The organism is Catellatospora sp. NPDC049609 (assembly GCF_040675365.1).
GTDB lineage: Bacteria > Actinomycetota > Actinomycetes > Mycobacteriales > Micromonosporaceae > Catellatospora.
This window is the reverse complement of record NZ_JBFAOU010000090.1, coordinates 1-21,071: the sequence shown is the minus strand read 5'-3', so window position 1 is coordinate 21,071 and position 21,071 is coordinate 1. Positions and strand designations below refer to the sequence as shown.

Here is a 21,071-nt window from a genome sequence, read left to right as displayed (position 1 = left end):
GCCGCGATCATCCCTCGTCGGCGGGCACGAAGCGGTAGCCCATGCCGGGCTCGGTGAGCAGCTGGCGGGGGTGGGCCGGGTCGTCTTCGAGCTTGCGGCGCAGCTGGGCCATGTACTGGCGCAGGTAGTTGGTCTCGGTCGCGTACTGCGGCCCCCAGATGTCGTGCAGCAGCTGCCGCTGGCTGACCAGCTTGCCGGGGTTGCGCACCAGCACGGTCAGCAGCTGCCATTCCGTCGGGGTCAGCCGCGGCTCCGCACCGCCCGCGGCGGAGCGGATCGTGTGGTCGGCGACGTCGACGTGGAAGCCGCCGACGCGCACCGACGCGCGGGCCTCGGGTGCCGCCCCGTGCCGGCGCGTGACGGCCCGGATGCGGGCCAGCAGCTCGTCCACGCCGAAGGGCTTGGTGACGTAGTCGTCGGCGCCGGCGTCGAGCGCCTCGACCTTGTCCTCGCTGCCCGTCCGCCCGGACAGGACGATGATCGGGGCGGCCGACCAGCCGCGCAGGCCGCGGATGACCTCGACGCCGTCGAGGTCGGGCAGGCCGAGGTCGAGCACCACCACGTCCGGGTGGTACGCGGCCGCGGCGCGCAGCGCCCCGCCGCCGGTGTCCGTCACCTCGACGTCGTAGCCGCGGGCTTTGAGGTTGATGCGCAGCGCGCGCAGGATCTGCGGTTCGTCGTCGACGATGAGGATCTTCGTCATGCCGTGGCTCCTTCCGCGTTCCCGCCGGGGTGCGGTCGCCGTGCGGTGGGCGGCGACGGCACCATGGTCAGTCCACCATGCCGTCCGGGGTGGCGGCCGGGTGACCGGCGAGCACGTCCGGTGGTGCGCGTGGGCCGGTGCGCCGACGAGCCGCCGCCGGCGGTCACCGCGTCGGCCGGCCAGACGTCGCCGGTGATCAGGACAGGGCCCATCACACTGCGCACGCCGTCGCCGGGGAAGGGTTCTTGACGGCGTCCATACGCGGGCGGCGGCGTTCTTGACGTGCCCTTGACAGCCGGGTGGCCGGCGTCACCGCCCCGGTGGGAGCGGGCCCGCCGTCGCGACCCCGCGGCGGGCCGCGCGTCAGCCGTGCAGCCGTGCCGCCGCCGCCGCCCAGGCGGCCGGGTCGCCGGCGGGTTCGTGGCGGCGGACCGGGTGCGTCGCGCGCACCAGCGCGCGCAGCGCGTCGAGGTCCCCGCCGACCACGCCCAGCGCGCGGGCCTGGACGAGCACGTTGCCCAGGGCCGTGGCCTCGACCGGCCCGGCCAGCACCGGCAGGCCGCAGGCGTCCGCGGTGAGCCGGCACAGCAGTTCGTTGCGGGCGCCGCCGCCGACGATGTGCACCACGTCGACGTCGCGGCCGGACAGCCGCCGGGCGTCGGCGAGCGCGGCCCGGTGCGCGAGCGCGAGGCTGTCCAGCACGCAGCGGACCGTCTCGGCCGGACCGTCCGGCGGCCGCTGCCCGAGCCGTACGCACTCGGCGGCGATGCGGGCGGGCATGTCGCCCGGCGGCAGGAAGACCGGGTCGTCGGCGTCGACGACGGCCCGGAACCCCGGCACCGCCGCCGCGGCGCGCAGCAGCTCGCCGAGGTCGGGGTCGCCCCAGCAGCGCAGGCACTCCTGCAGCAGCCACAGGCCCATGACGTTGCGCAGGTAGCGGACCGTGCCGTCGATGCCCGCCTCGTTGGTGAAGTTCGCGGCGCGGCTGTCGTCGCTCAGCACCGGCCGGTCCAGCTCCACCCCGACCAGCGACCAGGTGCCGGCGGAGATGTACGCGAACCGCTCCCCGCCGGCGGGCACCCCGACCACGGCCGACGCGGTGTCGTGCGAGCCCACGGCCGTCACCGGGACCGGCCCGAGGCCGGTCTCGGCGACGGTGTGCCCGATCGTGGAGCCCGGCTCGCGCAGCGGCGGCAGGATCGCGGCGGGCAGGCCCAGCCGCGCGGCGAGGTCCACATGCCACGTCCCGGTGCGCACGTCGAGCAGCTGCGTCGTCGAGGCGTTGGTGCGCTCGGCGCCGATCTCGCCGGTGAGCCAGTACGCGATCAGGTCCGGGATCAGCAGCAGCGTCCGCGCCGCCGCCAGCTGGGCGGTGTCGCGGGCGGCGGCGAGCTGGAACACGGTGTTGAACGGCAGCAGCTGCAGCCCGGTCGCGGTGTACAGCTGTGCGGCGGGCACCTGCCGGAGCACCCGGTCCATCACGCCGTCGGTGCGCCGGTCGCGGTAGTGGACGGGGTTGCCGAGCAGCCTGCCGTCGGCGTCCAGCAGCCCGTAGTCGACCGCCCACGAGTCGACGCCGATCGAGTCGAGCGGCCCGGCCGCCCGCAGGCCGTCGAGGATGCCCTGGTGCAGCCGCAGCACGTCCCAGTGCAGGGTGCCGCCCGCCTGCACCGGCACGTTCGGGAAGCGGGCGACCTCGGTCAGGTCGAGCACGTCCGGGGCGACCCGGGCCGCCATGACCCGCCCGCTGGCCGCGCCTAGGTCGACCGCGGCGACCCGCGCCGCACCGCCCCGCCCGGCCGGCGGCTGCGCGCTCATCGCAGGAACGCCGCGGCGACGCCCGCGTCGACCGGGACGTGCAGGCCGGTCGTGTGCGACAGCTCCGCGCCCACCAGGACGAAGACCGCGTTGGCGACGTGCTCGGGCAGCACCTCCCGCTTGAGCAGGGTGCGCTGGGCGTAGTACTCCCCCAGCCGCTCCTCGGGCACGCCGTAGACGGCGGCGCGCTGCGCTCCCCAGCCGGAGGCGAAGATGCCCGAGCCGCGGACGACGCCGTCGGGGTTGACGCCGTTGACCCGGATGCCGTGCGCGCCGAGCTCGGCGGCGAGCAGCCGGACCTGGTGCGCCTGGTCGGCCTTGGCGGCGCCGTACGCGACGTTGTTCGGCCCGGCGAAGACGGCGTTCTTGCTGGCGATGTAGACGATGTCGCCGCCCATGCCCTGCGCGGTCATCACCCGGGCGGCCTCGCGCGACACCAGGAACGACCCGCGCGCCATCACGTCGTGCTGCCGGTCCCAGTCGGCCAGCGTGGTCTCCAGCAGCGGTTTGGACACCGACAGCCCGGCGTTGTTGACCACCAGGTCGACACCGCCGAACGCCAGCGCCGCCGCCGCGAGCGCGTCGCGGATCTGGTCCTCGTCGGTGACGTCGACGGTGACCGCGACGGCGGTGTCGGCGGTGCCGATCTCCGCGGCGACCCGGGCCGCGGCGTCGGCGTCGCGGTCGGCGACCACGACGCAGGCGCCCTCGGCCGCCAGGCGCAGCGCGACCGCGCGGCCGATGCCCGAGCCGCCGCCGGTGACCAGCGCGACCCGTGCCGCCAGCGGCTTGGGCTTGGGCATCCGGGCCAGCTTGGCCTCTTCGAGGGCCCAGTACTCGATGCGGAACTTCTCCGACTCGGGGATCGGCTCGTAGCGCGACACGGCCTCGGCGCCGCGCATGACGTTGATCGCGTTGAGGTAGAACTCGGCGGCCACCCGCGCGGTCTGCTTGTCGCGGCCGAAGCTGAACATGCCCACGCCGGGCACCAGCACGATCGCCGGGTCGGCGCCGCGCATCGGCGGGGAGTCCGGCTCGGCATGCCGCTGGTAGTAGGCGGCGTAGTCGGCGCGGTACGCGGTGTGCAGCTCCCGGAGCCGCGCGATCGTCTCGTCGAGACCGGCGGTGGGCGGCAGGTCGAGCACCATCGGGCGGACCTTGGTCCGCAGGAAGTGGTCCGGGCAGGAGGTGCCCAGCGCCGCCAGCCGGGGGTGCTCGGCACCGGCGAGGAAGTCCAGCACGGCGTCGGCGTCGGTGAAGTGGCCTACCTGCGGCCGTTCGGTGGCGGCCAGGCCGCGCAGCACGGGCGCGAGCGCGGCGGCGCGGGCCCGCCGCTCCGGCTCGGGCAGAGGCGCGTACTCCGGCAGCGGCGGCCCGAACGGCTCCGGTCGGCCGTGCTCGTCCAGGAACGCCTGCGCGGTGCGGATGATCTCCAGCGAGCGCCGCTCGCACTCCTCGCTCGTGTCGCCCCAGGCGGTGATGCCGTGGCCGCCGAGGATGACGCCGATCGCCTGCGGGTGCGCCCGGCGTACGGCGGTGATGTCCAGGCCGAGCTGGAATCCCGGCCGCCGCCACGGCACCCAGATCACCCGGTCGCCGAAGCACTCCTTGGTCAGCGCCGGCCCGTCGGCGGCGGTGGCCAGCGCGATGCCCGCGTCGGGGTGCAGGTGGTCGACGTGCTCGGCCTCGACCAGGCCGTGCATGGCGGTGTCGATCGACGGCGCGGCGCCGCCCCGGCCGTGCAGGCAGTAGTCGAACAGGCCGACCATCTCGTCCTCACGCTCCACGCCCGGATAGACCCCGGCCAGCGCGTGCAGCCGGTCCAGCCGCAGCGCCGCGAGACCCCCCGCGGTGAGGGTGCCGAGGTCGCCGCCGGAGCCCTTCACCCACAGCAGCCGCACCGGCTGCCCGGTCACCGGGTCGGTCTGCTCGCCCTTGGCGGAGGTGTTGCCGCCGGCGTAGTTGGTGTTCGCCGGGTCGGCGCCCAGCCGCCGCGACCGGGCGATCAGCTCGTCCACGACGGACATCAGGCGCCCCATCCCGCGGCCTGGCCCTCGGCCCGCTCGACTCGCACCCGCTCGTGGTAGCCCGAGGCCCGGAAGGCGGCGATCGGGTCCGGGTCGAGGCCCATGTCCGCGCGCAGCTCACGCAGCAGCGGCCGAACGTCGGTGTGGTAGGCGTCCATCAGCGCCGCGTTGGCCTCCAGCACGTCGCCGGCCTGCTGCGCGGCGTGCAGCGCGGCGTGGTCGACCAGCAGCGCCTTGGCGGTGGCCTCCTGCACGTTCATCACCGACCGGATCACCGCCGGGATCTTCGGCTCGATGTTGTGGCACTGGTCGAGCATGAACGCGATGCCCCGGTCCAGCTCGTCGGCGAGCACGATCTCGTGCATGATCCGGAACAGCTGGAAGGGGTCCGCCGCACCGACCATGAGGTCGTCGTCGGCGTAGAAGCGGGAGTTGAAGTCGAAGCCGCCGAGCCGGCCCGCGCGCAGCAGCATCGCGACGATGAACTCGATGTTGGTGCCGGGCGCGTGGTGGCCGGTGTCGATGACGACCTGGGCGCGCTCGCCCAGCAGCGTGCAGTGCAGGTACGCGGTGCCCCAGTCGGGCACGTCGGTCATGTAGAAGGCCGGCTCGAACAGCTTGTACTCCAGCAGCATCCGCTGGTCGGGGCTGAGCCGGGCGTAGGTCTCGCGCAGCGCCTCGGCCAGCCGGTCCTGGCGGGTGCGCACGTCGTCCTGGCCGGGGTAGTTGGTGCCGTCGGAGAACCACAGCTTCAGGTCGCGCGAGCCGGTGGCGTCCATGATGTCGACGCATTCGAGCAGGTGGTCGGTGGCCTTGCGGCGCACCGCCGGGTCGGCGTTGGTGACGCTGCCGAGCTTGTAGTCGTCGTCCTGGAAGACGTTGGCGTTGATGGTGCCCAGCGCCACGCCCAGCTCGGCGGCGTGCCGGGCCAGGTCGGCGTAGTCGTCGACCCGGTCCCAGGGGATGTGCAGCGCGACGGTCGGCGCCACGCCGGTGAACCGGTGCACGGTGGCCGCGTCGGCGACCTTCTCGTACGGGTCGCGCGGCACGCCCTGCTGGGCGAACACCTTGAACCTGGTCCCCGAGTTGCCGTAGGCCCAGGAAGCCGTCTCGATGCGCTGCCCGCGCAGGCTCGACAGTACGCGCGTCCGGGTCTGCGGCGCGAGGTCGGTCATGGCTTCTCTCCCAGCTGGTCGTCAAGGTTGAACACTTCGGTGAGCACGTGCATGTGCTGGTCGGGGCGGCCGGACGCGAAGAACCCGGCCATCTGCGCCTGCCAGCGGGCGTTGACGTCGGTGGCGTCCATCGCGGCGAGGGCGGCGTCGAAGTCGTCGGTGAGCAGGTAGCCGACCAGCAGGCCGTCGTCGCGCAGGAAGAGGCTGTAGTCGTGCCAGCCGGCATCGCGCAGCGCGGCCAGCATCTCGGGCCACACCTGGGCATGGCGGCGCCGGTACTCCTCCAGCCGGTCGGGCTTGACCTGGAGTGTGAAGCAGATCCGGCGCACGCCATGCCTCCTAGGGGATCAGAAGTCGAACTTGTCGACGTTGGACGCGTCGAAGGTGTACGGGTCGCCCAGCAGCACGGTGCCGTCCTTGCCGACGGTGTACTCGCCGAGCTTGCCCGCGGTGAACTTGTCGCCCTCCTTGCCGGTGATCAGCCCGGAGGCCAGCGCGCCGCCCGCGTACGCGGCCAGGTAGCCCAGGTCCGCCGGGTTCCACAGGGCGAACGCCTTGACGGTGCCGTCCTTGACGTAGGCGCGCATCTGGTTGGGCGTGCCCAGGCCGGTCAGCTGCACCTTGCCCTTGTACGTCGAGCCGGACAGGTAGCGGGCGGCCGCGGCGACCCCGACCGTGGTGGGCGAGATGATGCCCTTGAGGTTGGGGTGCTTGGCCAGCAGCGCCTGGGTCTCGGTGAACGACTTCTGGTCCTGGTCGTCGCCGTAGACGGTGTCGACGAGCTTGAGCTTGGCGTACTCGGGCTTGGCCAGCTCGGTCTTCATCAGCTCGATCCAGGCGTTCTGGTTGGTCGCGTTCGCGGTCGCCGACAGGATCGCGATCTCGCCGCCCTCGGGACCGACCGCGTCCGAGATGAGCTTCACCTGGTTGGCGGCGATGCCCTCGGCGGTCGCCTGGTTGATGAACAGGTCCCGGCAGGTCGGGTTGGTGTCGGAGTCGAAGGTGACCACCTTCGCCCCGGCCTGGCGGGCCTCGTTGAGCGCGCCGCAGATGGCGTCCTTGTCGTTGGCGGACACCACGATGACGTCGGTGTTCTGCTGCGACAGCGTGTTGATGTAGCTGACCTGTGCCGACGGGCTGGCCTCGGACGGCCCGGTCTCGCTGTAGCTGCCCTTGAACTCCTCGACCGCGGCCTTGCCGCCGTTGTCGGAGGTGGTGAAGTAAGGGTTGTTCACCTGCTTGGGCAGGAACGCGATCTTCAGACCGCTCTTCATGCCGCCCGCCTCGCCGGGGCCGCCCGCCGCGCCGCCGGTCGAGTCCTCCGCGCACGCCGCCGTGGCCAGCGACAGCGCCGCCAGCACGGTCATCGCCACCAGGCGGACCCGTGTGGTGCCTGCTCTCATCGTCGAGTTCCTTTCATCGGGGGCCGCAGAGGGCTCTCCTGCGGCATCAGGAGATGGGCGAAACTGTTGGTGCGGTGGATCGCCGCCGGCGCAGCCGCTCGCGCAGCATCCCGGCGACATTCGGTCCGACGACCGAAGCGATCAGCAGCGCCCCCGTGATGACCGTCAGCGTGTTCGCCGGCACGTACGCCAGCTGCAGCGCGTTGCGCAGCACGCCGAGCAGGGCCACGGCGGCCAGCACACCCAGCAGCGCGCCGCGGCCGCCGAAGATGGACACGCCGCCGAGCAGCACCGCGGCGACGACCGCCAGCTCCAGGCCGCTGCCGTTGTCGGCGCGGGCGCTGGCGAAGCGCAGCGTCCAGAACACCCCGGCCAGCGCCGACATCGCCCCCGTCGCGACGAACAGCCAGAACTTGGTGAGCCGCACGTCGATGCCGGCGAAGCGGGCCGCCTCGGCGTTGTTGCCCATGGCGTACAGGCCGCGCCCGACCGGGGTGGCGTGCAGCACGACCGCGAACACCACGGCCAGCGCGGCCAGCACGAGGATCATCCACGGGATGGTGGTGCCGGGGATCGGCGCGATCGCCGAGGTGGTCCACGCCGTCGGGTAGTCCGCCACGGCCCGGTCGCCGAGCACGACGTAGGCCAGCCCCCGGTACAGGGCGAGGGTGCCGATGGTGACCGCCAGCGACGGCAGCCCGAACCCGGTGACAAACAGCCCGTTGACCGCGCCGAGCAGCGCGCCCAGCAGCAGGCTCACCGCGATCAGCACCGGCAGCGAGGTCACCCCGGAGGCCCACAGGTGTCCCATGACGGTGCAGGTCAGCCCGAGCACGCTGGCCACCGACAGGTCGATCTCACCGGTGATGACCACCAGCGTCATCGGCAGCGCGATCAGCGCGATCGGCAGCGCCTCCAGCACGACGAAGCGCCAGAACCGGGGGCTGGCGACCCCGTCGATGGTCAGCGCGCCGACGGCGGAGACGACCACCAGCGCGATCAGCATGATCACGTCCCAGGAGCCGAGGACGCGGCGGGCCGCGGCGGCACGCTCAGACATGGGCCGTCCTTTCTCGCAGGCTGCGCCCGACGCGGGCGGACAGCGCCCGGTCGAGCCCGATCGCGGCGAGGATCAGCGCACCGACCGCGGCGTCCTGCCAGAACGGGTTGACGCCGAGCACCGGCAGCGCGGCCCGGATCGTGGTGAGCAGGACGGCGCCCAGGGCCGCGCCGTAGACGGAGCCGCTGCCGCCGAAGATCGCCACACCCCCGACGACGACCGCGGCGACGACGTTGAGCTCGATGCCCTGGCCGGCGTTGGCGTCGATGGTGCCGAACCGGGCGGCGTGCAGGACGCCGGCCAGCCCGGCCAGCGCGCCGCTGGCGACGAACGCGAAGCACACGCGGCGGCCGCTCGGGATGCCGGACAGCCGTGCCGCGGCGGGGTCGGAGCCGATCGCGTACAGCTCCCGGCCCCCGCGGTAGTGCCGCAGGTAGTAGCCGACCGCGACGAGGACGGCGACGGCGAACAGGGCCAGCACCGGCACGCCGAGCACGGTCGCGGTGCCCATGCGCAGGAAGGCGGCGGGCATGTCGGCGGCGTTGACCTGCTTGCCGGTGGCCCACATGTAGTCCAGGCCCCGGAACATGTAGAGGGTGCCGAGGGTGACCACGAGCGCGGGCACCCGGGCCGCGGCGATCAGGCCGCCGTTGACGGCGCCGAGCACCGCGCCGAGCGCCGTCCCGATCAGGAGCATCAGCGGGATCGGCAGGCCGGGCGACGCGACGAACACGGTGCCGGTGGCGAACGCCGACAGCCCGAGCACGGAGCCGACGGACAGGTCGACGTTGCGGGTGACGACCACGACGGCCTGCCCGACGGCGAGGATCGCCAGGATGGTCGAGCCCAGCAGCAGGTCCTTGACGTTCTGCGCGCTGAGGAACCGCGGGTTGACGGCGTAGGTGACCGCGACGAGCAGGATCAGGGCCAGGCCGATGCCCAGCTCGCGGGCCAGGAACGCGCGCCGGGCCAGGCGGGTGCCGCGGGTGGCCTCGGCCGGCGCGGCGGGCGGGGTCGCGGTGACGGTCATGCGGCGGCCGCCTGTCCCGTCGCGGCGAACATGACCGCCTGCTCGTCGGCTTGTGCCCGGGGGATGTCGGCGGCCAGCCGGCCCTCGTGCATCACCAGGACGCGGTCTGCCATGCCCAGCACCTCCGGGAGTTCGCTCGAGACCATGAGCACCGCGACGCCGTCGGCGGCCAGCTGGGACAGCAGCCGGTGCACCTCGGCCTTGGTGCCGATGTCGATGCCGCGGGTGGGTTCGTCGACGATCAGCACGCGCGGGGCGGTGGCCAGCCACTTGGCCAGGACGACCTTCTGCTGGTTGCCGCCGGACAGGGTGGCGACGGGGTCGGTGAGCCGGCCCGCCTTGACCTGCAGCCGCTGCGTCCAGGTCGCCGCCGACCGGCGTTCGGCGCCGCCGGACAGCAGCCCGGCGCGGGCCAGCGACCAGCGGCGGGGCAGGTTGGTGTTGCGTTCGACGGACAGCTCCATGACCAGGCCCTGCTGGCGGCGGTCCTCGGGCACCAGGGCGAGGCCCGCCCGGATCGCGGCGTTGATGTCGCCGCCGGGCAGCCGGACGCCGTCGACCAGCACCTCCCCGGCGTCGTACCGGTCGACGCCGAAGACGGCGCGGCTGACCTCGCTGCGCCCGGCGCCCACCAGCCCCGCGAGGGCGACGATCTCTCCGGCGTGGACGGTGAAGCTCACGTCCTGGAAGACGCCGTGCCGGGTCAGGCCGCGCACCTGCAGCCGGGGCGCCCCGGCGGTGGTCTCCTGCTTGGGGTACATCGCCGAGACCTCGCGGCCGACCATGCGCCGCACGACCTCGTCGACGGTCAGCGCCTCGGCCGGGTCGGTGGACACCCACCTGCCGTCGCGCATGACGGTGACCCGCTGGCACAGCGCGAACACCTCGTCGAAGCGGTGCGAGATGAACAGCACGGCGGTGCCGGCGTCGCGCAGCGACCGGGCGACCGCGAACAGCCGCTCGACCTCCACCCCGGACAGCGCGGCGGTCGGCTCGTCCATCACCAGCACCCGCGCGTCCAGCGAGATGGCCTTGGCGATCTCGACCAGCTGCTGGTCGGCGATGGACAGCCCGCGCGCGGGCCGGTCGGGATCGAGGCGTACGCCGAGCCGGGCGAACAGCTCCGCGGCGCGGGCGCGCATCTGCGCGGTGTCGACGCGGCGCAGGCTGCGCAGGGGCTGTCGGCCCATGAAGATGTTCTCCGCGACGCTCAGGTCGGGGAACAGCGTCGGCTCCTGGTAGATGACCGCGATGCCGGCGGCTCGCGCGTCGGCGGGGCCGGACAGCCGCAGCGGCCGCCCGTCGAGGGTGATGGTGCCGCTGTCGGGGCTGTGCACGCCGGCCAGGATCTTCACCAGGGTGGACTTGCCGGCGCCGTTCTCCCCCACCAGCGCGTGCGCCTCGTGCGCGGACAGCTCCAGGCGCACGTCGCGCAGCGCCGCGACGGCGCCGAAGGACTTGCTGACGCCCTCGAGCACGAGCAGGGGTGTCGGCACGGGAGACCTCTTTCCAGGCAACGCTTTCTCACGTAACGCACTGTTTTCAGACCACGCATTGTGAAACGTTTCATAGCCTCGCTAGGATGACGTTAGGAGACGGCCCGACGCGCCGTCAAGGGTTTCGTCTGGCGTTACTGCGTCGTTACCTTCATTCGTCCACTGCGGACCTGCGGCTCGGGGAGGGCACCGGAGTTGGTTCATTTCACACGGATCGCGCGACGGCCGTCGCACGCGGCACGGTGAGCCGCATGCGGGTCGCCCTGTTCGCCACCTGCCTGGCCGACGCGATGTTCCCCGACGCCGCGCGGGCCACGGTGCTGCTGCTGGAACGGCTCGGCCACGATGTCGTGCTGCCCGCCGGGCAGACCTGCTGCGGGCAGATGCACCTCAACACCGGATACCGGCGGCAGGCCCGCGGCCTGGTGCGCCACCACGTCGACGTGTTCGAGCCCTACGACGCCGTCGTCGCCCCGTCCGGCTCGTGCGTCGGGTCGGTCCGCCACCAGCACGCCGCGCTGGCCCGCGACGCCGGTGACGACCGCCTGGCCGACCGTGCCGACCACGTCGCGCGACGGACCTGGGAGCTGTCGGAGTTCCTCGTCGACGTGCTGGGCGTGGAGGACGTGGGCGCGCACTTCCCGCACCGGGTCACCTACCACCCGACCTGCCACAGCCTGCGGCTGCTGCGCGTGGGCGACAAGCCGCTGCGGCTGCTGCGCGCCGTACGCGGCATCGACCTGGTCGAGCTGACCGACGCCGAGCAGTGCTGCGGCTTCGGCGGCACGTTCGCCCTCAAGAACGCCGACACCTCCGCGGCGATGCTCGCCGACAAGATGCGCCACGTCCTGCGTACCGGGGCCGGCACGGTCACGGCCGGGGACTCGTCGTGCCTGATGCACATCGGCGGCGGTCTGTCGCGGCTGCGGGCCGGGGTGCGCACCCTGCACCTGGCCCAGATCCTGGCCAGCACCGACGGGAGCATCGCATGAGCACCTTCCTGGGTATGCCGCACGCCCCGCGCGGCGTGGGGCAGCTGCGCGAGCAGGAGCCGTTCCCGGACGCGGCGCGCAAGGCCCTGGCCGACGACCAGCTGCGGCACAACCTCGGCCACGCCACCGCGACCATCCGCGGCAAGCGCGCGCGGGTCGTCGCCGAGGTCGCCGACTGGGAGCAGCTGCGCCGCGCGGGCGAGGCCGTCAAGGCGGCCACCCTGGCCCGCCTCGACGAGCACCTGCTCCGGCTGGAGGAGCGGGTCACCGCCAACGGCGGCACGGTGCACTGGGCCCGCGACGCCGTCGAGGCCAACCGGATCGTCACGGGGCTGGTCCGCGACACCGGCGCCACCGAGGTCGTCAAGGTCAAGTCGATGGCGACCCAGGAGATCGGACTCAACGAGGCGCTCGCGGCGGCCGGCATCACCGCCGTGGAGACCGACCTCGCCGAGCTGATCGTGCAGCTCGGCGACGACCGGCCCAGCCACATCCTGGTCCCGGCGATCCACCGCAACCGCACCGAGATCCGCGACATCTTCCTGCGGCGCATGCCCGGCGTCGACCCGGCCCTGACCGACGAGCCGCGGCAGCTGGCCATGGCGGCGCGCGCGCACCTGCGCGCCAAGTTCCTCACCGCCCGGGTCGCGGTGTCCGGGGCGAACTTCGCCGTCGCCGAGACCGGCACCGTCGCGGTCGTCGAGTCCGAGGGCAACGGCCGGATGTGCCTGACCCTGCCCGAGACGCTGATCACCGTCATGGGCATCGAGAAGGTCGTGCCCGCCTGGACCGACCTGGAGGTGTTCCTGCAGCTGCTGCCCCGCTCGTCGACCGGCGAGCGGATGAACCCGTACACCTCCACCTGGACCGGGGTAACCCCCGGCGACGGGCCTCAGCGGTTCCACCTCGTGCTGGTCGACAACGGCCGCACCGCCGTGCTCGCCGACGCGGCGGGCCGCAGCGCGCTGCACTGCATCCGCTGCTCGGCCTGCCTCAACGTGTGCCCCGTCTACGAGCGCACCGGCGGGCACGCCTATGGCAGCGTCTATCCCGGACCGATCGGCGCGATCCTCAGCCCCCAGCTGACCGGGGTCGAGGACAACGCCTCCCTGCCGTACGCGTCGACGCTGTGCGGCGCCTGCTACGACGTGTGCCCGGTCCGGATCGACATCCCCTCGATCCTGGTGCACCTGCGGGGCGAGCGCGTCGACCACCGGGCCCGGGGGCCGGTGCCGTCCGCCGAGGCGGTGGCCATGGCCGCGGCGGCCTGGGTGATGGCGCGTCCGCGCCGGTTCCGCCTGGCCGAGCTCGCGCTGCGGCTGGGCCGCCTGCTCGGCCGGGGCGGCCGGATCCGGCGGCTGCCGCCGCCGCTGTCGGCGTGGACCGCGGCCCGTGACCTGCCGGTGCCGCCGTCGCGTACGTTCCGGCAGTGGTGGCGCGCCTCCGGCCGGCCCGAGGAGGGTTCCCGGTGAACGCCCGTGACGAGATCCTGGGCCGCATCCGCACCGCGCTCGGCCCCTGCCCCGCCGTCCCGCCGGTGCCGCGCGACTACCACCTGACCGGCCGGTACGCCCCCGGCGCGCCGGAACTGCTGCGCCTGCTGACCGACCGGCTGGAGGACTACCGGGCGGCGGTGCACGCCTGCGCTCCCGACGCGCTGGCCGCGACCCTGGCCGACCTGACGCGAGGCTGGCGGGTCGTCGTCCCGGCCGGGTCGGACCTCGCGGTGCCCGGCGCGCTGCGCGACGACCCGCCGCTGGGCAACGCCGAGCTGGACCGGGTCGACGCGGTGCTGACCGGATGCGCCGCCGCCTGCGCCGACACCGGTACCATCGCGCTGGACGCCGGTCCCCGCCAGGGGCGCCGTGCGCTGACCCTGATCCCCGACCGGCACGTCTGCGTGGTGTACGCCGACCAGGTCGTGCAGACCGTGCCCGAGCTGATCCGGCGGCTGGACCCGGGCCGTCCCCTGACCCTGGTCAGCGGACCGTCGGCCACCAGCGACATCGAGCTGAGCAGGGTCGAGGGCGTTCACGGCCCGCGTACCCTCATCGTGGTCATCGTCGGCGGGCCCGGGACCCGACCGTAGTCTTAGATCGTTTCAGCAACCGGGCAGAGGGAGGGCGAGCGGCGGTGGCGGCGAGCATCAAGGAGGTCGCGCAGCGCGCGGGCGTGTCGCTGGGCACGGTCAGCAACGTGCTCAACCGCCCCGACGCGGTCGCGCCGCAGACCCGCCAGCGCGTCCTCGAGGCCATCAAGGAACTCGGCTACGTCCGCAACGACTCCGCCCGGCAGCTGCGCGCGGGTCGCAGCCGGACGGTCGCGATCGTCGTGCTGGACGTGTCCAACCCGTTCTTCACCGACGTCGTCCGTGGCGCCGAGACGGTCGTCGAGGCCGCCGGCGGCATGCTCGTCGTGTGCAGCAGCGGCGAGGACGCCGCCCGGGAACGGCACCACCTGGACCTGCTGGAGGAGCAGCGGGTCCGCGGCCTGCTGATCACCCCGGTCGGCGACGACCACCACGACCGCCTGGAACGCCTGGTGGCGCGCGGGATCCCGGTGGTGCTCGTCGACCGCGGCTCGGGCCACTCCCACCGCTGCTCGGTGGCGGTCGACGACCGGCTCGGCGGGCGGCTCGCCGCCGAGCACCTGGTCGAGTGCGGGCACCGCGCGGTCGCCTTCGTGGGCGGGCCGCTCGCCATCCCCCAGGTGGCGGACCGGCACGCCGGGGCCGCGGCCGCGCTGGCCGAGCACGGCGCCGACCTGCGCGTGCTGGAGACCCGGTCCCTCACCGTCGCGGCCGGCAGGCAGGCCGCCGAGAGCATCTGCGCGCTGCCCCCGGCACAGCGCCCCACCGCCCTGTTCTGCGCCAACGACCTGCTGGCGCTGGGTGTCCTGCAGGGCCTGACCGTCGGCGGGCTGCGCGTGCCGCAGGACATCGCCCTGGTCGGCTACGACGACATCGAGTTCGCCGGCGCGGCGGCGGTGCCGCTGACCTCGGTCCGGCAGCCGCGCGAGCAGCTCGGCCGCACCGCCGCGCAGATGCTGCTGGAGGAGGCCGAGAACGACGGCGACCACGACCATCGCCACGTGGTCTTCCAGCCCCAGCTGGTGGTGCGCCAGTCGACCGCGGGCGCGCAGCACCCACCCGGCTGAGGGGCGGGTCAGCCCGTCCCGCGATCACCGCTCGCGCCGCGCCGGCGCTGCAGCCAGCGCAGCGACGCCATCCCCAACTCGGTGATCATGCGGAGGAAGTTGCGGTCGGCGTCCGGCTCGACGGTCGTCGCCAACCGCAGCAGAAACCCCGAGTGCGCGGCCAGGAAGGCGTCGATCTGCTCCGGGGCGAGGTGGCGGGTGAGCGGATGCCGCACGGCGAACGGCTGCGGGTCCAGCCCCGACAGTGACGCGCTCGACAGCAGCGTCAGCACGTCGCAGCCTGCCGCGCCGAGCCAGGCATGCGGCCAGTCGATGAAGTACACCCGCTCGGCGGTGAGCATGACGTTGAACGGGTACATGTCGCCGTGCAGCAACGTGTCACCGGCGAGCGCTCTTCCGGCGAGCTGCTCGATCGCGGCTAGTTCGTCGAGGTGGCGGGCCGCCCAGGGGGACAGCGACGCGAGGCGGCCGGTCGCGCCCTCGCCCGCGACGGCCGCCCAGCCGCCGAGCCGCGGCGGGCCGAGGACGGCGGCGGCGACCGGCGACGGGGCCAGCAGGGGCGCCAGGTCCGCGGCGGCGGCGAGCACCTGGTCGAACTCGTCGGGCCGCCAGGGCTGGGCGGGCAGGGCGCCGTCGATCTCCTCGAACAGCAGGGCCACCCAGGCGCCGTCGTCGTAGGTGTCCAGCAGCCGGGGCACCGGCGCCACGGCGGGCAGCCGGCGCGAGACGTCGATCTCCCGCCGGTGGAACAGCGCTGTCACGGGTGCCGCCGACCAGCTGGCCGCCTTGACGAATGCCCGGCGCCCGCCGTCCGTGCGCACCCGCGCGGCCAGGCCTTCGGAGAACCCGCCGGGTTGGCTGACCGCCTCGACCACCCGGCCGCCGAGCAGCGCACCGATCGCGTCGGCGACCGTCGCGGGCAGCCGCGTCCAGGTGATGCGGCGGCCCCCGGTCATCGACGGCATGTCGTGCACGGCTCCGTCACCTCCTTCACTCGATGTCAGGCGCGCGGCGGCGGCCCGCCTACGGTGGGACGGAGGCGGGCCGCCGGTCAGCGGATCGTGCTCACGCCGGGGCGGTGAACACGTAGCTGCCCGAGGGCAGGTGGTAGGAGGCCGCGCCCGACGCGTACCCGAACGGCACCGCCTGCGCCGGTGCGGTCACCGCGGCGGCCGAGGCCGCCGGGACCCGTACCGTGGCCGAGGTGCCGACCGGGACGGTCACCCGCAGCGTGAGCACGCCGCCGGAGATCGACCAGTCGCTGACCGCCTGCCCGTACGGCGTCTGCATCGCCGTGCGCGCCGAGGTCAGGCCGCCACCGGGACGCGGCGCGACCAGCTGCGACTGGTAGCCGGGGCTCGCCGAGGACAGCCCGCCCACCTGCCGGTAGAGGAAGTCGCCGACCGAGCCCATGCCGAAGTGGTTGAACGAGTTCATGGACGGGGTGTTGAACGCCCCGTTGGTCATGATCCCGTCCCACCGCTCCCAGATCGTGGTGGCGCCCCTGCTGAACATGTACCCCCAGCCGGGGAAGCCGGGTTGCAGCAGGATCTGGTACGCCAGGTCCGCCCGGCCGTTGTCGGCCAGCACCGGCAGCAGGTTCTCCACGCCGAGGAAGCCGACGCTGAGGTGGTTGCCCGCGGCGGCGATCTCCCCGGCGAGCTTGTTCACGGCCGGGCCCACCAGGTTGGCCGGCAGCAGCCCGAACGACAGCGCCAGCACGTACCCGGTCTGCGTGTTGCCCGCGACCGTGCCGTCGCCGGACACCCAGCGGTTGCGGAACGCCGCCGCGACCTGGTCGGCCAGCGTGCCGTAGCTCGCCGCCTGCGCGGTGCGCCCGGTCGCCGCGGCCATCCGCGACACCAGCCGCGCCGACCAGGAGAAGTACGCCGTGGCGATGAGGTCGCGGGCCGTGTCGTCGTTGACGTTGAGCCAGTCGCCGTAGCCGCCGGTGTTGCGGATCAGGTCCGCGCCGGAGGTGGCGCGCAGGTAGTCCACCCAGCGGGCCATCGCGTCGAAATGCTCGTCGACCACCCGCAGGTCGCCGTAGCGCTGCCACAGGGTGTAGGGCACGATCACGCCCGCGTCGCCCCACCCGGCCGTGCCCGCGCCGCAGCAGGCGTCGGGCGCGGTGTCGGTGAACGCGCCGTCGGGCCGCTGCGCGTCGGTCAGGTCGTCGGCGAACTTGTCCAGGAACGCCTGCATGTCCACGTTGAACGTGGACGTGGCGGCGAACACGGCGATGTCGCCGGTCCAGCCCAGCCGCTCGTCGCGGTTGGGGCAGTCGGTCGGGATGGACAGCATGTTGGACCGCTGCCCCCACACGATCGCCTGCTGCAGCTGGTTGACCAGGCTGTTGGAGGTGGTGAGCGTGCCGAGCTGGGCGCCCTTGGTCCAGGCGGCCAGGCCGGTCACGGTGTCCAGGTTCGGCGTGCCGGGGAACCCGGTCACCTCGACGTAGCGGTAGCCGTGCACGGTGAACCGCGGCACGAACACCTCCTGCCCGCCGGTGCCCGCCAGGGTGAAGCGGTCGGTGGCCAGGCCCGGCGCGCGCAGGTTGTCGGTGTAGATGGTGCCGTCGGGGTTGAGCACCTCCGCGTGGCGCATGGTGACCGTGGTGCCGGCCGGTCCGGTCACCCGCAGCCGGTTCCAGCCGGCGAGGTTCTGGCCCAGGTCGAACACCCATACGCCCGGCTTGGGCTGGTTGACCGACACCGGCCGGAACTCGGCCTGCACGGCGACGCCGTTGTCCACCTGGGACACCAGGCGGGGCGCGGCGGCGGTGCGCACGGCCGCGACCGGCCAGGAGCCGTCGTTGTAGTCGGGACCGTCCCAGCCGTTGACGGCCAGCCGCGCGTCGTAGTCCTCACCGGTGTAGAGGTCCTCGGCCCGGATCGGGCCGGTGGTGACCTTCCAGGTGCCGTCGGTGCGGACCACGCCGCTGGTGCCGTCGGTGTACGTGATGTGCAGCTGGGCCGAGTACCACGGCTGGGTGCCGTAGCGCTGGGACCCGGCCATGCCGAGGCTGCCGGAGAACCACCCGTTGCCCAGCCACGCGCCGAGCGCGTTGGTGCCCTGCCGGAGCTGGCCGGTGACGTCGTGGACCTGGTACTGCAGCCGCTTGTGGTAGTCGGTCCAGCCCGGGGCGAGCACGTCGTTGCCGACCTTCGCCCCGTTGAGCCGGGTCTCGTGCAGGCCGAGCGCGGTCGTCAGCAGCCGGGCCGAGGCGACCGGCTTGCTGATGGTGAAGCCCTTGCGCAGCAGCGGCGCCGGGCGGCGGACGACCACGTTCGCGCCCCACGGCCCGGTGCTGTACGCGGTCAGCGACCGCGCCGCGGGCCAGCCGCCGTCGTTGAAACCGTGCTGCTGCCAGCCGGAGGGCCCGGACTGGGACGCCTTCCACGAGGTGTCGGTGACGACGGTCGGGCCGCCGCCGACGGTCAGCTTCGCGATGAGGCCGGTCGGCGACTGGGTGGTGTTCTGCGCGGCGACCGCGATGATGTTGCCGCCCGCGGTCAGCCGCCCGGCCAGGTCGACCACGGCCGCCTGCTTCCACGAGTCGGTGACCCGCGGCGAGCTGCTGACCTGCACCCCGTTGACCCACACGTCGGCGGTGTCGTCCCCGGTGACGACGAGACTGGCCTGCGTGGGCGCGGCGGACAGGGTGAGCGTGCGCCGGAAGTAGCGGGTCATCGGCGGCAGCCCGGCGATCGGGTCGCCCTCCGGGTACCAGATCCAGTTCGCGCCGGACAGGCCGTCGGTGACGGCGGGCTGGCCGATGTAGGAGGCCTGCCACTCGGTCGCCGGGTTGCGCAGGCCGGTCTCGAAGTACTGCACGGCGCTCCAGCCGCCCGCGCGGCCGTGGGTGTCCCACACCCGCACCCGCCAGTGGTAGCGGCGCAGCGAGGTCAGCGCCGGTCCGGCGTAGGCGACGTCGACGGCCTGGCGGCCGACGACCCGGCCGCTGTCCCACACGTCGCCGACGCCGCCGTTGGCGTTGGCGGCGCTACTGGCCACGATCACCTGGTACGCCGCCTGGAACTGCTGCGCGGTGCTCGAGGACAGCTTCCAGCCGAACCGGGGTGCGGCGGCGTCGACGCCCAGCGGGTTCACCCGTCGCTCGGTGGTCGCCTCGCTGACCGCGAGCGGGGACGCCGCCGTGGTGGTCGGCGCGACGACGTCGCTGTGCCACGGCGCGATGCCGTAGGCGCCCAGGTCGGCGGCGGCGGGCCAGGAGCCGTCGGCGAAGCCGGGCTGCTCCCAGCCGGCGGGTGCGCTCTGGAAGGCCTTCCAGCCGCCGTCGGTGACCAGGTCCACGGTGCCGCCGGCGGTGGCGATGCGCACCCGGCCCAGCAGCCCGGCCGGTCCGGCGGCGGTGTTGCGGGCAGCCACGGCAAGGGTGTTGGCGCCCGTCACCAGCGCGGGCGCCAAGTCGATGTAGAGGCTGCTCTTCCAGGAGTCGACGGTGCGGGCGGAGCCTGCGAGGGGCTTGCCGTTGAGCCAGACGTCGACGGTGTCGTCGCCGGTGACGACGAGCTGGGCGTCGGTGACCGCGCCGGCGGCCACGGTGAAGGTCTTACGGAAGTAGCGGTGGGCGGCGGGCGCGGTGGTGCGCGGGTCGCCCTCCGGATACCAGATCCAGTGCGCGCCGCTGACGCTGACCGGGGCAGCGGCCGCGGCGGCGGGCACCGCCGACAGGGCTGCGGTGGCGCTGAGCAGGACGGTGACGAGAGTGGCCGCGGCACGTACGCGGCTGCGGGCGAGAGGGACGGGACGGCGCATGGCGCCTCCTCTGACGGGATCGCTTCGGTTAAAACGTTTCAATTTCCCGCGGGTGCCCAGACCCTATGGCGCGCTTTCAAGACTGTCAATATGTGGAAACCTTCCGGACACATCGGAGGTGCGACCGGATCACGCTCCCGCGGGCGACGGCCGCCGCTCACCGCCGCGGTGGAGCCGATGGCGGCTCGGCCGGACTTGACACAGATCAACATCGGCGCGAGAGGATGCGTGCGTGAGGGCAAAGCTTTCGACGCCGCCTGCCATCCCCGCCGGGGCCCTGGCCGCCGGTCCGCAACCGATTCTCGCCGCCCCCGGTGACCTCGTCCTGCGCGCCTGGGAGCCCGCCGACGCACCGGCCTTCCTCTCCGCCTACCAGGATCCGCATATCCAGCACTGGCACACCCGCCAGCCCGCGTCGGAGGACCAGGTCCGCGAGTGGTTCGCGCAGTACCGCCAGGCCTGGGCGCAGGAGACCGGCGCGAGCTGGGCGGTGACCCGCGGCGGCGGCGAGGTGCTGGGCCGCATCGCCATGGGCAGCCTGAACCTCGACGACGGTGTCGCGGGGTGCGCGTACTGGGTGCTTCCCGCCGCCCGTGGCGCGGGGGTGGCCTCCCGCGCGCTGAACGCTCTGAGCGTCTGGGCCCTGGGCGAGGCCGGTTTCCACCGCCTGCACCTGGACCACTCGACCCGCAACGAAGCCTCCTGCCGGGTCGCTGTCAAGGCCCGCTTCCTCCTGGAGGGCACCAAGCGCAGCGACGCGATCCACGCCGACGGCCGCCACGACATGCACCTGCACGCCCGCATCCGGGGCGGCTGAGGCCCGGCGCGGCGGGCCGGCCGGTGCGCGGTGCCCCCCGAGGAGGGAGCACCGCGCCGGTGAACCGGTCAGCCGGCCAGGCACTTCGCGCCGGAGATGCCGACGGCGAGTTCCGCCCCGGAGCCGGCCAGCACGGTGACCGTGTTGACGTCGCCGCTGTAGGCGACCTCGGCCGCGGTGTCGCACAGCCGCTGGGCCGCCGCGCTGTCGCCGTCGCCGAGGGAGGTGGCGACCACGACCGAGGTGCACTGACCCTGCACGGCGACCGATCGGACCTGCGCACTCTTCAGGTGGTCGCGGACCCGCTCGCCGGCCCCGGCGCAGTCGTCCGGCGGCACTGCCGCCGCCGAGCCGCCGGTGGCCGCCGGTGGCGCCGGGTCCGCGCCCCCGCCGCAAGCGGTCAGGGCGAGTGCCCCGCAGACGAGCATCGACGCGAGGAGGGAAGGGATACGTCTGCCGGTACTCATACGGCCACCGTTTCTGGAGGGGGTGAGGTGCGGAGTGCAGCTGTGCTGCGGGCCCTGACCCGGCTCGCGCCGACCGCCGACCCGATGTGGGAGCTGTCGCTGAGCATGCACCAGCTCCGGCTGCCGGGCGCGAACCCGTTCCTGG

At 73.8% G+C, this 21,071-nt stretch carries 17 protein-coding genes; 5 read left to right on the top strand and 12 right to left on the bottom strand.

The annotated features are described in order from the left end of the window. Positions 1 to 7: 7 nt before the first annotated feature. The 9 genes from AB0J67_RS23595 to AB0J67_RS23555 all read right to left on the bottom strand — a co-directional run bounded on the left by AB0J67_RS23595 (position 8) and on the right by AB0J67_RS23555 (position 10,712). Complete coding sequence (locus AB0J67_RS23595; RefSeq protein WP_363485591.1) at positions 8 to 703, bottom strand: response regulator; 696 nt, start codon at positions 701 to 703, stop codon at positions 8 to 10. Positions 704 to 1,066: 363 nt separating this feature from the next. After that, a complete protein-coding gene (locus AB0J67_RS23590; protein WP_363485590.1) occupies positions 1,067 to 2,521 on the bottom strand; it encodes a rhamnulokinase family protein in 1,455 nt (484 codons plus the stop codon). Further along, positions 2,518 to 4,548, bottom strand: coding sequence for a bifunctional aldolase/short-chain dehydrogenase (locus tag AB0J67_RS23585; RefSeq protein ID WP_363485589.1), 2,031 nt, complete (start codon positions 4,546 to 4,548; stop codon positions 2,518 to 2,520). The genes AB0J67_RS23590 and AB0J67_RS23585 overlap by 4 nt, the downstream gene beginning before the upstream one ends. Then, entirely contained in the window at positions 4,548 to 5,723 is a 1,176-nt protein-coding gene (gene rhaI / locus AB0J67_RS23580; protein WP_363485588.1) for an L-rhamnose isomerase, read from the bottom strand. Before rhaI ends, AB0J67_RS23585 begins: the two co-directional genes overlap by 1 nt. Then, entirely contained in the window at positions 5,720 to 6,052 is a 333-nt protein-coding gene (locus AB0J67_RS23575; protein WP_363485587.1) for an L-rhamnose mutarotase, read from the bottom strand. The genes rhaI and AB0J67_RS23575 overlap by 4 nt, the downstream gene beginning before the upstream one ends. An 18-nt stretch (positions 6,053 to 6,070) precedes the next feature. Next, a complete protein-coding gene (gene rhaS, locus AB0J67_RS23570; RefSeq protein WP_363485586.1) occupies positions 6,071 to 7,126 on the bottom strand; it encodes a rhamnose ABC transporter substrate-binding protein in 1,056 nt (351 codons plus the stop codon). Between the two features lie 46 nt (positions 7,127 to 7,172). Next, positions 7,173 to 8,186 (bottom strand): ABC transporter permease, encoded by a 1,014-nt coding sequence (locus AB0J67_RS23565; RefSeq protein ID WP_363485585.1) that lies wholly within the window; start codon positions 8,184 to 8,186, stop codon positions 7,173 to 7,175. Further along, complete coding sequence (locus AB0J67_RS23560; RefSeq protein WP_363485584.1) at positions 8,179 to 9,216, bottom strand: ABC transporter permease; 1,038 nt, start codon at positions 9,214 to 9,216, stop codon at positions 8,179 to 8,181. The genes AB0J67_RS23565 and AB0J67_RS23560 overlap by 8 nt, the downstream gene beginning before the upstream one ends. Then, positions 9,213 to 10,712, bottom strand: a complete 1,500-nt coding sequence (locus AB0J67_RS23555; protein WP_363485583.1) for a sugar ABC transporter ATP-binding protein — start codon at positions 10,710 to 10,712, stop codon at positions 9,213 to 9,215. The genes AB0J67_RS23560 and AB0J67_RS23555 overlap by 4 nt, the downstream gene beginning before the upstream one ends. Before the next feature lie 251 nt (positions 10,713 to 10,963). On the opposite strand from AB0J67_RS23555, the gene AB0J67_RS23550 reads away from it, so the two are divergent. The 4 genes from AB0J67_RS23550 to AB0J67_RS23535 are packed head-to-tail and all read left to right on the top strand — an operon-like array spanning position 10,964 to position 14,860. Continuing rightward, positions 10,964 to 11,704 carry a (Fe-S)-binding protein gene (locus AB0J67_RS23550; protein ID WP_363485582.1) on the top strand — a complete coding sequence of 247 codons (741 nt, stop codon included), beginning with the start codon at positions 10,964 to 10,966 and terminating at the stop codon, positions 11,702 to 11,704. Then, positions 11,701 to 13,176 carry a LutB/LldF family L-lactate oxidation iron-sulfur protein gene (locus AB0J67_RS23545; RefSeq protein ID WP_363485581.1) on the top strand — a complete coding sequence of 492 codons (1,476 nt, stop codon included), beginning with the start codon at positions 11,701 to 11,703 and terminating at the stop codon, positions 13,174 to 13,176. Before AB0J67_RS23550 ends, AB0J67_RS23545 begins: the two co-directional genes overlap by 4 nt. Next, entirely contained in the window at positions 13,173 to 13,793 is a 621-nt protein-coding gene (locus tag AB0J67_RS23540) for an LUD domain-containing protein (RefSeq protein ID WP_363485580.1), read from the top strand. Before AB0J67_RS23545 ends, AB0J67_RS23540 begins: the two co-directional genes overlap by 4 nt. Before the next feature lie 44 nt (positions 13,794 to 13,837). Further along, positions 13,838 to 14,860: a LacI family DNA-binding transcriptional regulator gene (locus tag AB0J67_RS23535; protein WP_363485579.1), complete on the top strand. Its 1,023-nt coding sequence runs from the start codon at positions 13,838 to 13,840 to the stop codon at positions 14,858 to 14,860. Positions 14,861 to 14,868: 8 nt separating this feature from the next. On the opposite strand, the gene AB0J67_RS23530 is transcribed toward AB0J67_RS23535, so the two are convergent. Further along, positions 14,869 to 15,825: a phosphotransferase gene (locus tag AB0J67_RS23530; RefSeq protein WP_363485600.1), complete on the bottom strand. Its 957-nt coding sequence runs from the start codon at positions 15,823 to 15,825 to the stop codon at positions 14,869 to 14,871. Positions 15,826 to 15,925: 100 nt separating this feature from the next. After that, positions 15,926 to 19,642 carry a family 78 glycoside hydrolase catalytic domain gene (locus AB0J67_RS23525; protein WP_363485578.1) on the bottom strand — a complete coding sequence of 1,239 codons (3,717 nt, stop codon included), beginning with the start codon at positions 19,640 to 19,642 and terminating at the stop codon, positions 15,926 to 15,928. A gap of 232 nt (positions 19,643 to 19,874) precedes the next feature. Here AB0J67_RS23525 and AB0J67_RS23520 point away from each other — a divergent pair, with 232 nt between their 5' ends. After that, complete coding sequence (locus tag AB0J67_RS23520) at positions 19,875 to 20,459, top strand: GNAT family N-acetyltransferase (protein ID WP_363485577.1); 585 nt, start codon at positions 19,875 to 19,877, stop codon at positions 20,457 to 20,459. A 68-nt stretch (positions 20,460 to 20,527) separates the two neighbouring features. Here AB0J67_RS23520 and AB0J67_RS23515 read toward each other — a convergent pair whose 3' ends face one another. Continuing rightward, entirely contained in the window at positions 20,528 to 20,926 is a 399-nt protein-coding gene (locus AB0J67_RS23515) for a hypothetical protein (protein ID WP_363485576.1), read from the bottom strand. Between the last annotated feature and the right edge of the window lie 145 nt (positions 20,927 to 21,071).